19 protein-coding genes and 1 riboswitch are annotated in these 14991 nt (G+C 69.1%); of the genes, 10 read left to right on the top strand and 9 right to left on the bottom strand.

Going from position 1 to position 14991, the window contains the following annotated elements; genetic code table 11:
- Window positions 1-7: 7 nt before the first annotated feature.
- Window positions 8-826, bottom strand: a complete 819-nt coding sequence (locus H7J93_RS15020) for a TrmH family RNA methyltransferase (protein ID WP_267307103.1) — start codon at window positions 824-826, stop codon at window positions 8-10.
- Complete coding sequence (locus H7J93_RS15015; protein ID WP_267307102.1) at window positions 823-1254, bottom strand: Rv0880 family HTH-type transcriptional regulator; 432 nt, start codon at window positions 1252-1254, stop codon at window positions 823-825. The genes H7J93_RS15020 and H7J93_RS15015 overlap by 4 nt, the downstream gene beginning before the upstream one ends.
- A 60-nt stretch (window positions 1255-1314) precedes the next feature.
- Between H7J93_RS15015 and H7J93_RS15010 the strand changes: the two genes are divergently transcribed.
- Window positions 1315-1554 (top strand): DUF2530 domain-containing protein, encoded by a 240-nt coding sequence (locus H7J93_RS15010; protein WP_267307101.1) that lies wholly within the window; start codon window positions 1315-1317, stop codon window positions 1552-1554.
- A gap of 28 nt (window positions 1555-1582) precedes the next feature.
- Window positions 1583-2038: an SRPBCC family protein gene (locus H7J93_RS15005; RefSeq protein WP_267307100.1), complete on the top strand. Its 456-nt coding sequence runs from the start codon at window positions 1583-1585 to the stop codon at window positions 2036-2038.
- Here the strand turns inward: H7J93_RS15005 and H7J93_RS15000 are convergent.
- Window positions 2035-2832, bottom strand: a complete 798-nt coding sequence (locus tag H7J93_RS15000; RefSeq protein WP_267307099.1) for a DUF3027 domain-containing protein — start codon at window positions 2830-2832, stop codon at window positions 2035-2037. The two genes, H7J93_RS15005 and H7J93_RS15000, sit on opposite strands and share 4 nt — an antisense overlap.
- Before the next feature lie 188 nt (window positions 2833-3020).
- On the opposite strand from H7J93_RS15000, the gene H7J93_RS14995 reads away from it, so the two are divergent.
- Together H7J93_RS14995 and H7J93_RS14990 are read left to right on the top strand one after the other, a co-directional pair.
- Window positions 3021-4619 (top strand): MFS transporter, encoded by a 1599-nt coding sequence (locus H7J93_RS14995; RefSeq protein WP_267307357.1) that lies wholly within the window; start codon window positions 3021-3023, stop codon window positions 4617-4619.
- Window positions 4616-5110, top strand: coding sequence for a DUF2771 domain-containing protein (locus H7J93_RS14990; protein ID WP_267307098.1), 495 nt, complete (start codon window positions 4616-4618; stop codon window positions 5108-5110). The genes H7J93_RS14995 and H7J93_RS14990 overlap by 4 nt, the downstream gene beginning before the upstream one ends.
- On the opposite strand, the gene H7J93_RS14985 is transcribed toward H7J93_RS14990, so the two are convergent.
- Together H7J93_RS14985 and H7J93_RS14980 are read right to left on the bottom strand one after the other, a co-directional pair.
- Complete coding sequence (locus tag H7J93_RS14985) at window positions 5095-6099, bottom strand: glutathione S-transferase family protein (protein ID WP_267307097.1); 1005 nt, start codon at window positions 6097-6099, stop codon at window positions 5095-5097. The genes H7J93_RS14990 and H7J93_RS14985 overlap by 16 nt on opposite strands.
- A 27-nt stretch (window positions 6100-6126) precedes the next feature.
- Window positions 6127-6537 (bottom strand): cold-shock protein, encoded by a 411-nt coding sequence (locus H7J93_RS14980; protein ID WP_267307096.1) that lies wholly within the window; start codon window positions 6535-6537, stop codon window positions 6127-6129.
- Window positions 6538-6682: 145 nt separating this feature from the next.
- Here H7J93_RS14980 and H7J93_RS14975 point away from each other — a divergent pair, with 145 nt between their 5' ends.
- From H7J93_RS14975 to H7J93_RS14960, 4 genes are all read left to right on the top strand, one after another.
- A complete protein-coding gene (locus H7J93_RS14975; RefSeq protein ID WP_267307095.1) occupies window positions 6683-7087 on the top strand; it encodes a YccF domain-containing protein in 405 nt (134 codons plus the stop codon).
- On the top strand, window positions 7084-8133 hold the full coding sequence (gene moaA / locus H7J93_RS14970; RefSeq protein WP_267307094.1) for a GTP 3',8-cyclase MoaA: 1050 nt from the start codon (window positions 7084-7086) through the stop codon (window positions 8131-8133). The genes H7J93_RS14975 and moaA overlap by 4 nt, the downstream gene beginning before the upstream one ends.
- Window positions 8134-8147: 14 nt before the next feature.
- On the top strand, window positions 8148-8414 hold the full coding sequence (locus H7J93_RS14965) for a MoaD/ThiS family protein (RefSeq protein WP_267307093.1): 267 nt from the start codon (window positions 8148-8150) through the stop codon (window positions 8412-8414).
- 248 nt (window positions 8415-8662) lie between these two features.
- A riboswitch (cyclic di-AMP (ydaO/yuaA leader) is annotated at window positions 8663-8844 on the top strand.
- A gap of 10 nt (window positions 8845-8854) precedes the next feature.
- Window positions 8855-10270 carry a transglycosylase family protein gene (locus H7J93_RS14960; protein WP_267307092.1) on the top strand — a complete coding sequence of 472 codons (1416 nt, stop codon included), beginning with the start codon at window positions 8855-8857 and terminating at the stop codon, window positions 10268-10270.
- A gap of 45 nt (window positions 10271-10315) precedes the next feature.
- On the opposite strand, the gene H7J93_RS14955 is transcribed toward H7J93_RS14960, so the two are convergent.
- From H7J93_RS14955 to H7J93_RS14940, 4 genes are read right to left on the bottom strand one after another with little or no spacing between them, the layout of a single operon-like run.
- Entirely contained in the window at window positions 10316-10741 is a 426-nt protein-coding gene (locus H7J93_RS14955; protein ID WP_267307091.1) for a molybdenum cofactor biosynthesis protein MoaE, read from the bottom strand.
- On the bottom strand, window positions 10738-11214 hold the full coding sequence (locus H7J93_RS14950; protein WP_267307356.1) for a MogA/MoaB family molybdenum cofactor biosynthesis protein: 477 nt from the start codon (window positions 11212-11214) through the stop codon (window positions 10738-10740). The genes H7J93_RS14955 and H7J93_RS14950 overlap by 4 nt, the downstream gene beginning before the upstream one ends.
- A complete protein-coding gene (gene moaC, locus H7J93_RS14945; protein ID WP_267307090.1) occupies window positions 11211-11717 on the bottom strand; it encodes a cyclic pyranopterin monophosphate synthase MoaC in 507 nt (168 codons plus the stop codon). The genes H7J93_RS14950 and moaC overlap by 4 nt, the downstream gene beginning before the upstream one ends.
- Window positions 11717-11920: a hypothetical protein gene (locus tag H7J93_RS14940; RefSeq protein WP_267307089.1), complete on the bottom strand. Its 204-nt coding sequence runs from the start codon at window positions 11918-11920 to the stop codon at window positions 11717-11719. Before H7J93_RS14940 ends, moaC begins: the two co-directional genes overlap by 1 nt.
- A 55-nt stretch (window positions 11921-11975) precedes the next feature.
- On the opposite strand from H7J93_RS14940, the gene H7J93_RS14935 reads away from it, so the two are divergent.
- Both H7J93_RS14935 and H7J93_RS14930 read left to right on the top strand, forming a co-directional pair.
- The gene (locus H7J93_RS14935) at window positions 11976-14222 is read left to right on the top strand and encodes a helicase-associated domain-containing protein (RefSeq protein ID WP_267307088.1); all 2247 of its coding nucleotides are present in this window, start codon (window positions 11976-11978) and stop codon (window positions 14220-14222) included.
- Between the two features lie 44 nt (window positions 14223-14266).
- On the top strand, window positions 14267-14962 hold the full coding sequence (locus tag H7J93_RS14930) for an SDR family oxidoreductase (RefSeq protein WP_267307087.1): 696 nt from the start codon (window positions 14267-14269) through the stop codon (window positions 14960-14962).
- Window positions 14963-14991: the final 29 nt, after the last annotated feature.

The raw sequence follows: 14991 nt of genomic DNA, 5'->3' as shown, positions 1-14991 counted from the left end.
GTTCAATCTAGCTTGCGAGCCGCGCCCGTTCGTAGAACGCGAGGGCCGCTGCGGTGGCGACGTTGAGCGAGTCGGTGCCCCGCGACATGGGGATGCGCACCCGCATGTCACTGGCGCGCATGGCACGTTCGGACAACCCCGGCCCTTCGGCGCCCACGAGCACAGCCAGCCGTTGGTCGACGACGTCGGCCATCGCGTCGGCCAACGTGCGGGCGGCCGGATCCGGAGTCATCGCCAACAGGCGAAAGCCGTTGTCCCGCAGCAGCTCCAGATCTTGCGGCCAGTCCGCCGCCCACGCGTACGGCACCAGCAGTGCATGGCCCATCGACACGCGAACGGCGCGGCGGTACAACGGGTCCGCACATCCGCTGCCGAATACGATCGCATCGACGTTGAGGCCGGCGGCATTGCGGAAGATGGCGCCGAGGTTCTCGTGATCGTTGACCCCTTCGAGGACGGCGATCGTGTGCGCGCCGTCGAGCACCTGCGGGACCGACAACTCGGGTGGGCGCGACGCCGAGGCCAGCACACCACGATTGAGGTGAAACCCCACGACGTCGGCCATCACCTCGGCGGTCACGCGATAGTACGGCGCCGCAACGCCATCCAGGTCGGCGGCCAACTCGGTCAGGCGTCGGTCGGTGCCCAGCATCGCTCGCGGCGCAAACCGCGACACCAGCATCCGCTGCACCACCAGGACCCCCTCGGCGATCACCAAACCCTTGCCGGTGGGCAGGTCGGGTCTGCGGTCGACGCTGTTGAGATCACGGAAGTCGTCCAGCCGCGGGTCTGCGGGATCGTCGACGTCGATGACGTTGGCGCTCACGCGCTTTCGTCGACTATGGCCGTCATCAGATCAGCGGCGGTCAACAGCGCCTCGCGTTGTTCGGAGTCGAGCTTGGCCAGCCGCTGCGTCAACCACTCCTGGCTCGCGCGGCGCTCCGCCTCGATCAGCTCGCTGCCCGCAGGCGACAGCGACACCAGGATCTGACGCCGGTCGACCGGATGTGCCGTGCGCGCAACAAGTCCCAACTCGCACAGGGAGGCGATCACGCGGGTCATCGACGGCGGCCGGACCCGCTCCCGCTCGGCTAACGCACCCGGCGTCATCGCGCCCTCCTTGGCGAGCGTGGTGAGCGCCGACAGTTGCGAAAGCGAAACGTGGGAATCCGGGCGCCGGAAGCGCAATTGACGAGCCAACCGGATGACGGCAAGCGAAAGATCGTTCGCCAGGCGACCGTCGAGGTCTTTCACGAGGCAAAGAGTACCTAGTGGGCCTCTGGATATGGCCGTAATGGACTACGTTCGAAGGCGATGACGCCACAACCCCCGCCCCTGCCGCCCGCCCTGCTCAAGCAGTGGCCGGTGATCATCGCGATCACAGCGGGCTGGTTGATCGCCACGGTGCTGGCGTTCACGGTGCCGGATTTACACGAGTGCCGGCCGTTCACGGTGGCCGGTCTCGGCGTCGGCGTGCTTGGCACATCAATCTTTCTGTGGCAGCGTCGGGCGGTGCGGCGCGGGTCACGCGGCGCACAGACCGGACTCGACTGAATTCGCTTGACGCACCAAGGAGGTAGCGATGGCAGAGCCGCTGTTGCAAGCGCAGATTGAAATCAATGCCCCCGTCACGAAGGTCTGGTCGTTGATCTCCGATCTACGACTGATGCCGCAGTGGAGCCCGCAGTGCCGATTGATGAAGGCGCTGGGCGGGCCGTTGCGGCAAGGCAGCAGGACACTGAATTTCAACCGCCGCAAGTTCCTCTTCTGGCCGACGACGAGCCGTATCACGGAGTTCATCCCCGAGAAGAAGCTGGCATTCCGCGTCGACCAGAACGGGACCGTCTGGTCCTACGAGCTGGAGCCGACCGAGAACGGCACCCGGGTCATCGAAAGCCGCCATGCCGAAAACGGGGTGTCTGCGTTCTCCAACCTGTCGGTCAACGCATTGATGGGCGGCGTGCCGAATTTTGAGCGCGAACTCGTCGACGGGATGAACGAATCGCTGTCGCGGATCAAGGCCGCGGCCGAAAGCTAGTCGACCGGTTCGGTCAGGTCGAGTACGCCGTCGTCGTAGGGATCGAAAAGCGGCGACCCGCTGCCCTGTGGCTGCGGGGTATCGGAATGGGCGCCGCAGCCGTATTCGGAGTCGACCACATGACCGTCGGCGGACATCTCGTTCGCGCACACGCCGAACATCAGCCCCAGCGATCCCGACAGCGGGACATAGAAGCCGCAGTCCCGACACACGCGACGCGTCGACCGCGCCATCGCCGAACCGGGACCGAACTCGCCGTCATGCCACCGCTGGGCGGCGTCGGCGCGGCCCCACGGGCTGAGCACCTGCCTGCGGCCGAAGCCGACCTCGGCCGCGACCTCGTCAACCGCCGGGTCCCCGCTGGACATGTAGCCGGGCACGAGCCGGGGGTCGTCGACGGGCGGTGCGAGCAGATCGCCTGGGCTCAGGTCGCCGGGCTTGACCCGGTCCTGCCAGGGCACCCACTTCGGGGCGAGCAGTGCGGTCGGACCGGGGACCAGGACGACCTCGCTGATCGTGGCGTGGTCTGCGCCGGGACATGCGGCCACGACGACGGCCCACTGCCAGCCGCGGTAGCCGGGCATGTCGGCGAGAAACCGGTGGGTGGCCGCGGTCGGATCCTCGAAGCCGGCGCCGAGGTACTCCCCGACGGTGTCCTCACCACTGAATTCGACGACGGCAGCGCGTGCCAGGTCGACGGCGCCCAGCAGCACCGATTCCAGGTCCGGGCGAGCCGACGGATTCTCCGCCGGAGACGCCGCGCCCTGCTCGGCAGATTCCGTCACGCTGTCCATTGCCCCCAATTTTGCCCCACGCACGGGTCGGCTAGCCACACCGGTCGGCTGCACGCGCACAGTCGCCCCGATAGGGGAGAATCTTCACTGTGACCGGACCGCGCCGAGACGACAGGGACCCGGCGGGTCGGCGTGACCCTCGCTACTACCCACCGCGCCCACCGTCCGATGCGCGCGAACACCCCGGGATGGCCAACTACCCGAGTGATCCCATCGACGGCGGCTACCGCCGGTCGCGCCGGTCCAACCCCACGCCGAGCGCCAACCGGTGGCTACCACCGCTGGACGAACCGGCACGGCCGCACACGTCCGCGCCGCCGCCGCATTCGGTCGGAGCCGGGGCGGGCCAACGGGTCACCGTGACGCGCGCCGCCGCGCAGCGCAGCCGCGAGATGGGCTCCAAGATGTACGGCCTGGTGCACCGCGCCGCCACCGCCGACGGCGCCGACAAGTCCGGGCTGACCGCGCTGACGTGGCCCGTCGTCGCCAACTTCGCCGTCGACGCCGCCATGGCCATCGCGCTGGCCGACACCCTGTTCTTTGCCGCGGCCTCCGGCGAGAGCAAGGGCAAGGTGGCGCTGTACCTGCTCATCACCATCGCACCGTTCGCCGTCATCGCCCCGCTGATCGGACCCGCCCTGGACCGGCTGCAGCACGGCCGCCGCCTCGCACTTGCCACCTCGTTCATTCTGCGCACCGTCCTCGTGCTGGTGTTGATCGGCAACTTCGACGGCGCCACCGGCAGCTTCCCGTCGTGGGTGCTCTACCCCTGCGCCCTGGGAATGATGGTGCTGTCCAAGTCATTCAGCGTCCTGCGCAGCGCGATGACGCCGCGTGTGCTGCCGCCGACCATCGACCTGGTGCGGGTGAACTCCCGCCTGACGACGTTCGGCCTGCTCGGCGGGACCATGGTCGGCGGCGCCGTCGCCGCGGCCGCCCAGTACCTCTTCCGCGTGGTTGAGCTGCCCGGCGCGCTGTACGTCGTCGTCGCCGTCTCGGTGGTCGGTGCGGCACTGTCCATGCGGATCCCCAAGTGGGTCGAGGTCACTGAAGGGGAAGTGCCCGCGACGCTGAGCTACCACGGCCGCACGGGTGAGCCGCGCCGCCATCCCGAACCGCACAGGGGTTCGTCGTCTGCACGACAACCACTGGGCCGCAACATCATCACCGCGCTGTGGGGTAACTGCACCATCAAGGTGATGGTGGGCTTCCTCTTCCTCTACCCCGCCTTTGTGGCCAAGGCGCACGACGCCAGCGGCTGGGAGCAGCTGCGCATCCTCGGCCTCATCGGCGCGGCCGCCGCGATCGGCAACTTCGCGGGCAACTTCACCAGTGCGCGCATGAAGCTCGGCCACCCGGCGCAGATGGTGGTCCGCTGCACCTTCGTGGTCACCGCGAGCGCGCTGATCACCGCCGTCACCGGCAACCTCCTGGTGGCCGCGGTGGCCACCCTGTTCACCTCCGGTGCCAGCGCCATCGCCAAGGCGTCACTCGACGCGTCCTTGCAGGACGATCTGCCCGAACGATCACGCGCATCGGCCTTCGGCCGTTCGGAGTCGTTGCTGCAGTTGGCCTGGGTGGCCGGCGGCGCGATCGGCGTGCTGATCTACACCCAGTTGTGGGTCGGGTTCACCGGTGTCAGCGCGGTCTTGATCGTCGGGCTCGCGCAGACGGTGGTGAGCTACCGCGGAGATTCGTTGATACCGGGGCTCGGCGGCAACCGTCCGGTGCTCGCAGAGCAGGAGGGCGGGCGGCGCCCCGACGGTGCGGCGGTGACGCGGGAGTGAAACGCGTCGTGGCCGCGCTGGCGGCCGTCGTAATTGTCGCGTCCTCTGCGACCGGGGTGCTGATCTGGCGGCTCGCACAACATCCGCCGCCGAAGCACCCCGAGATCAGCGCCTACGCCGATGGCCAGCTGGTGCGCGTCGGGCCCTACAGCTTCTGCAACGTCGTCGACCTCAACGATTGCGAAAACCCGGAAACCGTAGGCGAACTCAGCGTCGACGGACGGCACCCGGTGCAGTTGTCCGTGCCGCAGGAGATTTCCAAAGCGCCCTGGCTCCTGGGTCGCCAGTACGAAGGGTCCGACGTGCTCGAGGAGTTTCCGCCGGACACCACACTGGCGGTGACCATTCCCACCGTCGACCCGCATCGCGGCAAGCTGACCGGCTTCGTCGTGCAGCTGCCCACCATCGTCGTCGACGAGGAGGGCAACGAGCATCCGTCGTGGCACGCGGAGTGGTCGGTCCGAACGCTCTGGCCTCAGCCCGCGGAATGAGCGGCGGGCACCCGCTCGCCCTCGCGCGTGGGACCCGGCGGGGTGCCATCGCCAAACGGCCTGCCGCCCAACGCGTCCCGGCCGTGCGGGGTGAGCCAGTTCGACAGGTCCGGGCCCTTCGGCACGATCTGCGTCGGATTGATGTCGGAGTGCACGATGTAGTAGTGCTGTTTGATCTGCACGAAATCGATGGTGTCCCCGAATCCCGGGGTCTGGAACAGGTCGCGGGCGTAGGCCCACAACACCGGTAGCTCCGAGAGCTTGTTCCGGTTGCACTTGAAGTGGCCGTGGTACACGGGGTCGAACCGGGCCAGCGTGGTGAACAACCGCACATCGGCCTCGGTGATGGTGTCGCCCATCAGGTATCGCTGATTCTGCAACCGCTCCGACAGCCAATCCAACGCGGTGAACAACCGGTCGTAGGCCTTTTCGTAGGCGTCCTGGGAGCCGGCGAAGCCGCACCGATACACGCCGTTGTTGACCTCCGTGTAGATGCGCTGGGCGACGTCGTTGATCTCGTCGCGCAGTGGTTCGGGGTACAGCTGCGGCGCGCCGTCACGGTGGAATTCGGTCCACTCGGTGGAGAAGTCCAGCGTCATCTGGGCGAAGTCGTTGGTTGCCACCTCACCGGTCGGCACGTCGACGATCGCGGGCACGGTGATGCCCTTCTCGTAGTTCGGGAACCGCTTGAGGTAGGCGTCCTTCAGCCGCGGAATCTTCAGGACCGGGTCGACACCGCCGGGGTCAAGGTCGAACGTCCAGCTGTCCTGGTCGTGCGTGGGACCGCAAAAGCCAATGGAGAGAGCGTCTTCCAGGCCCAGCAGCCGACGCACGATGATCGTCCGGTTGGCCCACGGGCAGGCCCGTGCGACCACCAACCGGTATCTGCCGGACTCGACGGGATATCCGTCGCGGCCGTCGGCGGTGATTCGCGTGGTGATGTAGTTGGTATCGCGGTTGAACTCGCCTCCGCTGGCGACATAGCTCATGCCTCCAGCATGCCCGGAGGCCGAAGATCAGGCGTCGAGTTCGCGTGCGACGGCGCGGACCACCTCGGACACCCGCCGCGCAACCTTGCGGTCGGGGTAGCGGCCCTTGCGCAGCTCGGGCTGCACGGCGCTCTCCAGCAGCGTGATCATGTCCTCGACCATGCCGTGCAGCTCGTCGGGCGTGTGCTTGTGTTCCGCGGCGGCGGCCTCCCGCCGGGTGCGCGTCAGGCTCGGCGGCGAGTCGATGATCTTCACGCTCAACGCCTGTGGTCCGCGACGGCCGGCGGCCATGCCGAACTCGACCTTCTGTCCGGCCTTCAGCCCCTCGACACCGGCAGGGAGCGCGGAGGACCTGACGTAAACGTCCTCGCCCTCTTCCTGCGACAGAAACCCGAAGCCTTTTTCGGCGTCGTACCACTTAACCCGGCCGGTCGGCACTGGTCCTCACCTGCTTGTCTTCTAAGAGCACTGAACATAAGGAAAGCGTCCCGTGCGCCGGGACGCGTCGATCGTGATCTTACTCGGCCCTCCACCCTGCCTCACCCCCTTTACTCGGTACCCTGGAGCCACCGCTGGAGGAAAGATGCGTCTGATCCTGAACGTCATATGGTTGCTCTTCGGCGGTCTCTGGCTGGCTCTGGGCTACCTGCTCGCGGCCCTGATCTGTTTCGTTCTGATCATCACGATCCCGTTCGGGTTCGCCGCGCTGCGGATCGCGTCCTATGCGTTGTGGCCGTTCGGCCGCACGGTCGTCGAGAAACCCGGGACGCGTCCGGGCGCGCTGATCGGAAATGTCATCTGGGTCATCCTGTTCGGCATCTGGCTGGCCGTCGGCCACATCATCACGTCGGTGGCGATGGCGGTCACGATCATCGGCATCCCCCTGGCGTTGGCCAATCTCAAGATGGTGCCCATCTCGTTGGTGCCGTTGGGCAAGGAGATCGTTCCGGTGGACGCTGTCAACCGCCCTGTCGGGGTCGCCGTATGACGGTCATCGACCTGGGTGTGCCGTCGCTGGGCCCGGCGGTTCCCGCACCCGCGGACGGCCCGCTCGTCGACACGTTCGGCCGTATCGCCACCGACCTGCGCGTGTCGCTCACCGACCGCTGCAACCTGCGCTGCACCTATTGCATGCCCGCCGAGGGTCTGGACTGGCTGCCCGGTGATCAGCTGCTGACACCGGAGGAGTTGACCCGGCTCCTGCGCATCGCGGTGACCAGGCTGGGGATCACCAGCGTGCGTTTCACCGGCGGCGAGCCGTTGGTCGCCAAGAACCTGGAGGGCATCGTCGCGGCCACCGCCGCGCTACGGCCGCGGCCCGAAATCACCTTGACCACCAACGGCATCGGACTCGCCAAACGTGCGGCGGCATTGCAGCAGGCCGGGCTGGACCGGATCAACGTCTCGCTGGACACCGTCGACGCCGCGCGATTCAGCCGCATCACCCGCCGCGACCGCCTGCACGACGTCCTCGCCGGACTGGAGGCCGCCAAGGCCGCCGGGCTTAATCCGGTCAAGGTGAATGCGGTGCTCGATCCGGTCACCGGTCTCGATGACGCCGTCGAACTGCTGCGGTTCTGTGTCGACCACGGGTACCAGCTGCGGATCATCGAGCAGATGCCGCTCGACGCGGAGCACCAGTGGCAGCGCGGCGAGGCGATTGCCGCCGACGACGTCCTCGCGGCGCTGCGCAGACATTTCGACCTGACACCGGACCCGGCGCCGCGGGGATCGGCGCCCGCCGAACTGTGGCGGGTCGACGGCGGTCGCGGCTCGGTGGGCATCATCGCCTCGGTCTCGCATGCCTTCTGCGCGGCGTGCGACCGCACCCGCCTCACCGCGGACGGCCAGGTCCGCAACTGCCTGTTCGCCCGGCAGGAAACGGACCTGCGCAGGCTGATGCGTACCGGCGGCGATGACGACGCCCTCGAGGCGGCGTGGCGGGCGGCGATGTGGGCCAAGGCCGCCGGCCACGGCATCAACGACCCCGGCTTCGTGCAGCCGGACCGCCCGATGAGCGCAATCGGCGGGTAGAGGCGGATAAGCAGATGACGACCACCACGACCGTTGAGGTGACCGTGCGGTTTTATGCCGCGGCCAGGGCCGCAGCGGGTAACGAAGTGGAGACGATCCGGATTCAGCCGGGAACGACGCTCGCCGAACTCGTCGATCAGCTCAGCGATCGCGACGCGAAACTCGCAAAAGTGTTGATGCGCTGCTCGTTCCTGTGCGACGGCGTCGCGGTCCGCGACACGGATGTGGCGCTCGGCAACGCGCAGACGATCGATGTTCTTCCGCCATTCGCCGGCGGGTAATCGTGATATACGTCACATAACGGAATGGTCACAAACTGGCTACGGCGCGGTGGTGCGCCGCAAGCACCTGCGAGAACGACGAAAACTCCTGCGGGTTTAGAGCTTCTTTAGGATTTGCCGTAGCCGAAAACGCCGTTATCGGCAAAAGATGACGCTCGCGGGCACAGCCGTTACGGTCACCCCAAGCCCCTCGACCCCAATCGAGTGGGCCGCTGTGCCCCGATCGCGCCGAGCTCCGTCCAGTCGGGACCCAGCCAACGACGAACAACTTTGGACGGAGGCGGGGGACCCACCGGTCCACCGAAAGGAAGGACCTGGAGCCGTTTTCGGCTCCTTGGGGTGAAGCCGGCGTCGTCTCGACGCCGCCGGCCGGGCAACCTCTCCAGCCCGAACCCGACAGCTGACCTCGCGGGCGCCGAAGAGAGGACATCAGCGCACCTATGAGTGGACGGCATCGTAAGCCCACTGCATCGGCCGTAAACGTTGCGAAAGTCGCCTTCACGGGCGCGGTCATCGGCACTGGCGGCCTCGCCCTCGCCGGCCAGGCCAACGCCGCCACCGACGGCGAATGGGATCAGGTCGCCCGCTGCGAATCCGGCGGCAACTGGGCCATCAACACCGGCAACGGCTACCACGGTGGGCTTCAGTTCTCCCCGAGCACCTGGTCCAGCAACGGCGGTGGCGAGTTCGCGCCCGCCGCGTATCTGGCCAGCAAGGAAGAACAGATCGTCGTCGCCGAGCGCGTGCTCGCGGGCCAGGGCAAGGGCGCCTGGCCGTCCTGCGGCGGTCCACTGTCCGGGCCGACCCCGCGCAGTGTCGTCAACGATGCGCCCGAGGCCCTGAACGACGTCCCGCCACCGCCGGTCGACCCCTTCGCTCCGCCGCCGCCCGCGCCTTTCGACGCGTTGGCTGCTCCGGTTCCGCCGCCACCTGCGCCCGTCGACCCGCTGGCTCCGCCGCCCCCGGCTCCGATCGAGGCGTTGGCCGCACCGGTTCCGCCGCCACCCGCGCCGGTCGACCCGCTGGCTCCGCCGCCCCCGCCTGCCGACGCGTTGGCCGCACCGCTCCCGCCGCCGCCTCCGGCACCGGCGCCGCCTCCTCCGCCTGTCCAGTCGATGGCCGCGGCCGCGATCAACGAGGCCGCCGCGCCGCCGCTCGCTCCGCCGCCCCCACCGCCTCCCGCGATGCCTGAGGTGGACGCGCTGGCCGCGCCCCTGCCCGAGGCGCCACCCGCGCCGGCGCCTGCGCCCGAACCGGCTCCGCCGATCGATGCGCTCGCCGCACCGGTTCCGCCGCCGCCTCCTGTCGATGTGCAGACGATCGCGAATTGGGATGTCGCAGAGGGCGCGGGCGAGCAGCCGCAGCTGTGGGCGTTGCACGCCGATGCGCCGCTTCAGCCGGCCCCGGCGCTGCCGCCCGTACCCCCGGCCGCTCCCCCGGCTCCCGCGCCCGCACCCGACCCGCTGGCAGCGATCGGCAACGTCGACGTCCCGCAGGCCGCGTTCGATGCGGCGAACCAGGCCGTGTCCGGTGACCTCCCCGTGCCCGCCGAGGTTCCGCACCTGGTGAGCCCGGAGAACCTGAATCCGGGGACGACGATCGACCGCGCCGCGGTCACCTCCGAAACGCCGAACGTCTCGTACCTCAAGGAGATCTGGCACGCGATCCAGACCCAGGAGATCACCGGCCAGGATGCGCTGCTGGCACTGACGCAGCGGCCGCTCACGACTCCGGACCGCACCACCGGTCAGGCACCGCTCGCGCCGGGGCAGCTCCCGGCGGATCCGGCGCCTCCCGCACCGGCTCCGGGTCTCCCTGAGGTTCCGCCGCCCCCGGCGCCTCTGCCGCCGGCCTGATCGTTAGGCCCTGATCGTTAGGCCCTGATCGTTAGGCCCTGATCGTTAGGCAGAGCCGACCCACTCCTCGGTGCCGTCCGAGAAGAACTGGTGCTTCCACACCGGTAGCCGCTCCTTGACGGTGTCCACCAGCCGTTGGCAGGTCTCGAATGCCGCGCCTCGATGGTCTGCGGACACGGCCGCCACAAGCGCGGCGTCGCCGATGGCCAATACACCGATGCGGTGGCTGACGGCGATGGCCCGCACGCCGTGACACTCGGCGGCGACTTCGGCGGCCACGTCGGCCAGCGTCTGCTGCGCGATGGGGTGCGCCGAATACTCGAGCCTCGTCACCCCGCGACCGCCGTCGTGGTCGCGGACGACGCCCGCGAAACTCACGACTGCACCCGCGGCCTCGTGCCCGACGAGCGCCTCGTGCTCAACGAGCTCGATCGGATGCTCGGTGAGCTCTGCGCGCAGGACGACTGTCATCGTGAATGGTCCCCTCCGGCAAGCTGATCCAGCGCATGCTCGAGCACCTTGTCCAGCACCGCCAATCCGTCCTTGACGCCGCCTGGGGAGCCGGGCAGGTTGACGATCAGGGTCCGGCCGCTGACGCCGCACACGCCGCGGGACAGCACCGACGTCGGCACCTTGTCCTCCCCCGCTCGGCGGATGGCGTCGGCCAGGCCGGGGATCTGGTAGTCGACGATGTTCGCGGTCGCCTCAGCGGTCCCGTCGGTCGGCGATATCCCGGTGCCGCCGGATGTGATGACGACGTCGACTCTCTCGCCGACCGCGGCGGCCAACGCCGCACCGACGTCGGCGCCGTCGGCCACGACCGATGGCGCAGGCGCGGCGATACCGCGCTGATTGAGCCAGTCGACGATGATCGGTCCGCAGCGGTCCTCGTACACCCCCGCCGCGGCACGGGTGGACGCGATGACGACCCGGCCCGACCTCATCTCGACCATGTGCCGGTTTTACCGCCCTCTTTGCGGAGCACCCGGATGTCGTCGATGCGTGCGGCGGGATCCACCGCCTTGATCATGTCGTAGAGCGTCAGCGCCGCGACGCTCACCGCGGTCAACGCCTCCATCTCCACACCCGTGCGGTCGGTGGTCCGCACCGTCGCGGCGATGGTCACCTGAGCGCCGTCGACGATGAAGTCGATGTCGACTCCGGTCAGCGCAAGCTGGTGGCACAGCGGAATCAGGTCGCTGGTGCGCTTGGCCGCCAGAATCCCGGCCACTCGCGCGGTGGCCAACGCGTCGCCCTTGGGCAGCCCGCCCGCCGCGATCATCTCGACCACATCGGTGGTGGTGTGCACGGCACCCGCCGCGACGGCGATGCGCGTGGTGGGGTCCTTGGCGGTGACGTCGACCATGTGCGCCGCGCCTGCTTCGTCGATGTGCGAGAGCGCGGGCTTGGCGGGGCGCGGCGACGCTGCCCCAGCCGGATCGGTCACTACCTGTTGACGACCGTAACTGGATGGACGTACGGAACGTCGTCGACCGACAGCGGGAACGTCAGGTCTCCGAACGGCGACAACGCGCCGGTGCGGTCGGCGGCGAGCTCGCTGACGGCGTGGTCGTCCTCGCCGTCGGTCGCGGGCCACCCCGGGTCGACATATTGCTTCTTCTGCCGTTTGTTGTCAGCCACGCCTGACATTGTGGCAGGCACCGTGAACAGTGGCGACACCACTCAGCGCTTACCCTGGTCAGCAATGACCGAAAACGCCCCGGGCATCCCTCTGGGCGCCTGGCTGGCCGAACTCTCCGATGAGCGGCTGATCCGGCTGCTGGAGTTGCGGCCCGACCTGACCCAGCCGCCGCCCGGCAGTATTGCCGCCCTGGCCGCACGCGCCCAGGCCCGCCAATCGGTCAAGGCTGCCACCGATGACCTGGACTTTCGTCATCTCGCGGTGATCGACGGGCTGCTGGTCCTGCACGCCGACACCACTGCGGTCCCAGTGTCGAAGCTCCTGGAGCTGATCGGCGACCCCACCGCCGAGGCGGCGGTCATCGCGGCTGTCGACGATCTGCGTGAGCGCGCGCTCGTATGGGGCGACGCGTCGGTGCGGGTCACCACCGAGGCCGCAGCGGGCCTGCCCTGGTATCCCGGTCAGGCCACCGTCGAAGCCGCCGAGCCGACGGATATCGCCGACCGGCTCGCCGGTATCGACGAGGCGCAGTCCGACCTGCTGCACAAGCTGCTGGAGGGCTCCCCCGTCGGACGCACCCGCGACGCCGCTCCGGGCACGCCGCCGGACCGCCCGGTGCAGCGGCTGCTGGCGGCGGGGCTGCTGCGACAGGTCGACGACGAAACGGTGATCCTGCCGAGGCTGGTCGGGCGGGCACTGCGCGGGGAACTCCCCGGGCCGGTCGGGCTGACACCGCCCGACCCCGTGGTGTCGACGACAACCGCCGCCGACGTGGATGCGGTGGCGGCCGGCGCGGTAATCGACCTGCTGCGCGAGGTCGAGGTGGTCCTCGAAACCCTGGGCACCACACCGGTTCCCGAGCTCCGCAGCGGCGGGCTGGGCGTGCGTGACGTCAAGCGGCTGACGAAGTTGACCGGGATCGACGAGAGCCGACTCGGGCTGATACTCGAGGTGGCCGCGGGGGCCGGGTTGATCGCGACGGGCATGCCGGAACCCGAACCGCATGACGGCTCGGGACCGTATTGGGCGCCGACGGTGGCCGCCGACCGATTCCTCGAATCCCCGACAGCGCACAAGTGGCATCTGCTGGCGTCGACGTGGCTCGACCTACCGGGTAGGCCGAGCCTGGTCGGCAGCCGCGGCCCCGACGGCAAACCCTATGCGGCACTGTCGGATTCGCTGTACTCCACCGCCGCGCCGCTTGATCGCCGACTGCTACTCGACATGCTCGCCGACCTCCCGCCCGGCGCGGGGGTGGACGCGACCCAGGCCTCGCGGGCGATGATCTGGCGTCGGCCCCGCTGGGCGGTTCGGCTCCAGCCCGGCCCCGTGGGCGCACTGCTCACCGAAGCGCACGCGATCGGCGTTGTCGGCCGCGGCGCGATCACCACCCCGGCCAGGGCCCTGCTCGCCGGCGGCGAAGGTGACGACGTCGTCAAGGCGATGGACAAGGTGCTGCCGCAGCCGATCGACCATTTTCTGCTGCAGGCCGACCTCACCGTCGTGGTGCCCGGCCCATTGGAACGCGACCTGGCCGAGCAGCTGGGCGCAGTGGCGAGCGTCGAGTCGGCCGGCGCAGCGATGGTCTACCGCGTCAGCGAAGCGTCCATCCGCCGCGCCCTCGACACCGGGCGTACGGCGGGCGAGCTACACGCGTTCTTTGCGCGGCACTCGAAAACTCCTGTGCCACAAGGACTGACCTACCTCATTGATGACGTGGCCCGTCGACACGGACAGTTGCGCGTCGGCATGGCCGCCTCCTTCGTGCGTTGCGAAGACCCCGCCCTGCTGGCCCAGGCGATCGGCGCGCCCGCGATGGAACAGTGGGAGATGAGGCTGCTCGCACCGACGGTCGCGGTGTCGCAGGCACCGATCTCCGAGGTGCTCGCCACCCTGCGCGAGGCCGGCTTCGCGCCCGCGGCCGAGGACTCGACGGGCACCATCGTCGATCTCCGAGCCCGCGGCGCCAGGGTGCCCGCCCTGCCGCGGCGCCGCGCCTATCGGACGCAGAGCCCCACCAGCCAGACGCTCGGCGCGATCGTCGCGGTGCTGCGCAAGGTGGCGGCGGCGCCGTCCAGCGGTATGCGGCTGGATCCGACCGTCGCGATCACCCAGCTGCAGGAGGCCGCTCACACGCAGGCGTCCGTCGTGATCGGCTACGTCGACCCGGCGGGCGTGGCCACCCAGCGGGTGGTCGCGCCGATCAACGTCCGTGGCGGGCAGTTGACGGCCTACGATCCGGCCTCCGGCCGGGTGCGCGAGTTCGCGATCCACCGGGTCACGTCGGTGGTGTCTGCGGACTCCGCTTGATATTTCGGCCTGATATTTCCCGGCCGAGGGTGCACACTTCGAGGGTGCAGATCCGTGGAGCGGTCGCCTTTGTCACTGGAGCCAACCGCGGCCTCGGACGGCAATTCGCCGAACTACTGGTCGCCCGCGGCGCCGCCAAGGTGTACGCGGCGGCCCGCAGACCGGAGACCATCGACCAGCCGAACGTGGTGCCGGTGCGGATCGACATCACCGACCCCGCATCGGTGGCGGCCGCCGCGGAGATCGCCACCGACACCACACTGCTGGTCAACAACGCGGGCATCGCGTCGTTCAACGCCCTGCTCGACGCACCGATCGAGGACATCCGCGCGCAGATGGAGTCCCACTTCTTCGGCACGCTGTCGGTCACAAGGGCGTTCGCCCCGCACCTCATCGCCAACGCGCCGGCCGCGGTGCTGAACGTGCTGTCGGTGCTGTCGTGGATCCATCCACCGAGCGCGGGCTCATACAGCGCGGCGAAGGCCGCCCTGTGGGCGCAGACGGACACCGTGCGCGACGAGCTCGCACCGCGCGGGGTGGCGGTGACCGCGCTGCACGTCGGCTATATGGACACCGACATGGTCGCCGACGTCGACGCCCCCAAGAGCGACCCCGCGACGGTGGCCGCGGCGGCGCTCGACGGTGTGGAGGCCGGTCTGGTCGAGGTCCTCGGCGACGAGCTGACGCGCCAGGTCAAGGCTGGTCTTTCGGCCGACCGGGGATCGGTCGCCACCCGCTGAAGCCGCCCGTGTCCGCGACTTCTGGATAA

Origin of the sequence: Mycobacterium barrassiae (assembly GCF_025822765.1) — a bacterium.
GTDB lineage: Bacteria > Actinomycetota > Actinomycetes > Mycobacteriales > Mycobacteriaceae > Mycobacterium > Mycobacterium barrassiae.
Note: the sequence above shows the minus strand (reverse complement) of the source record. Positions and strands in the feature narration are given on the sequence as shown.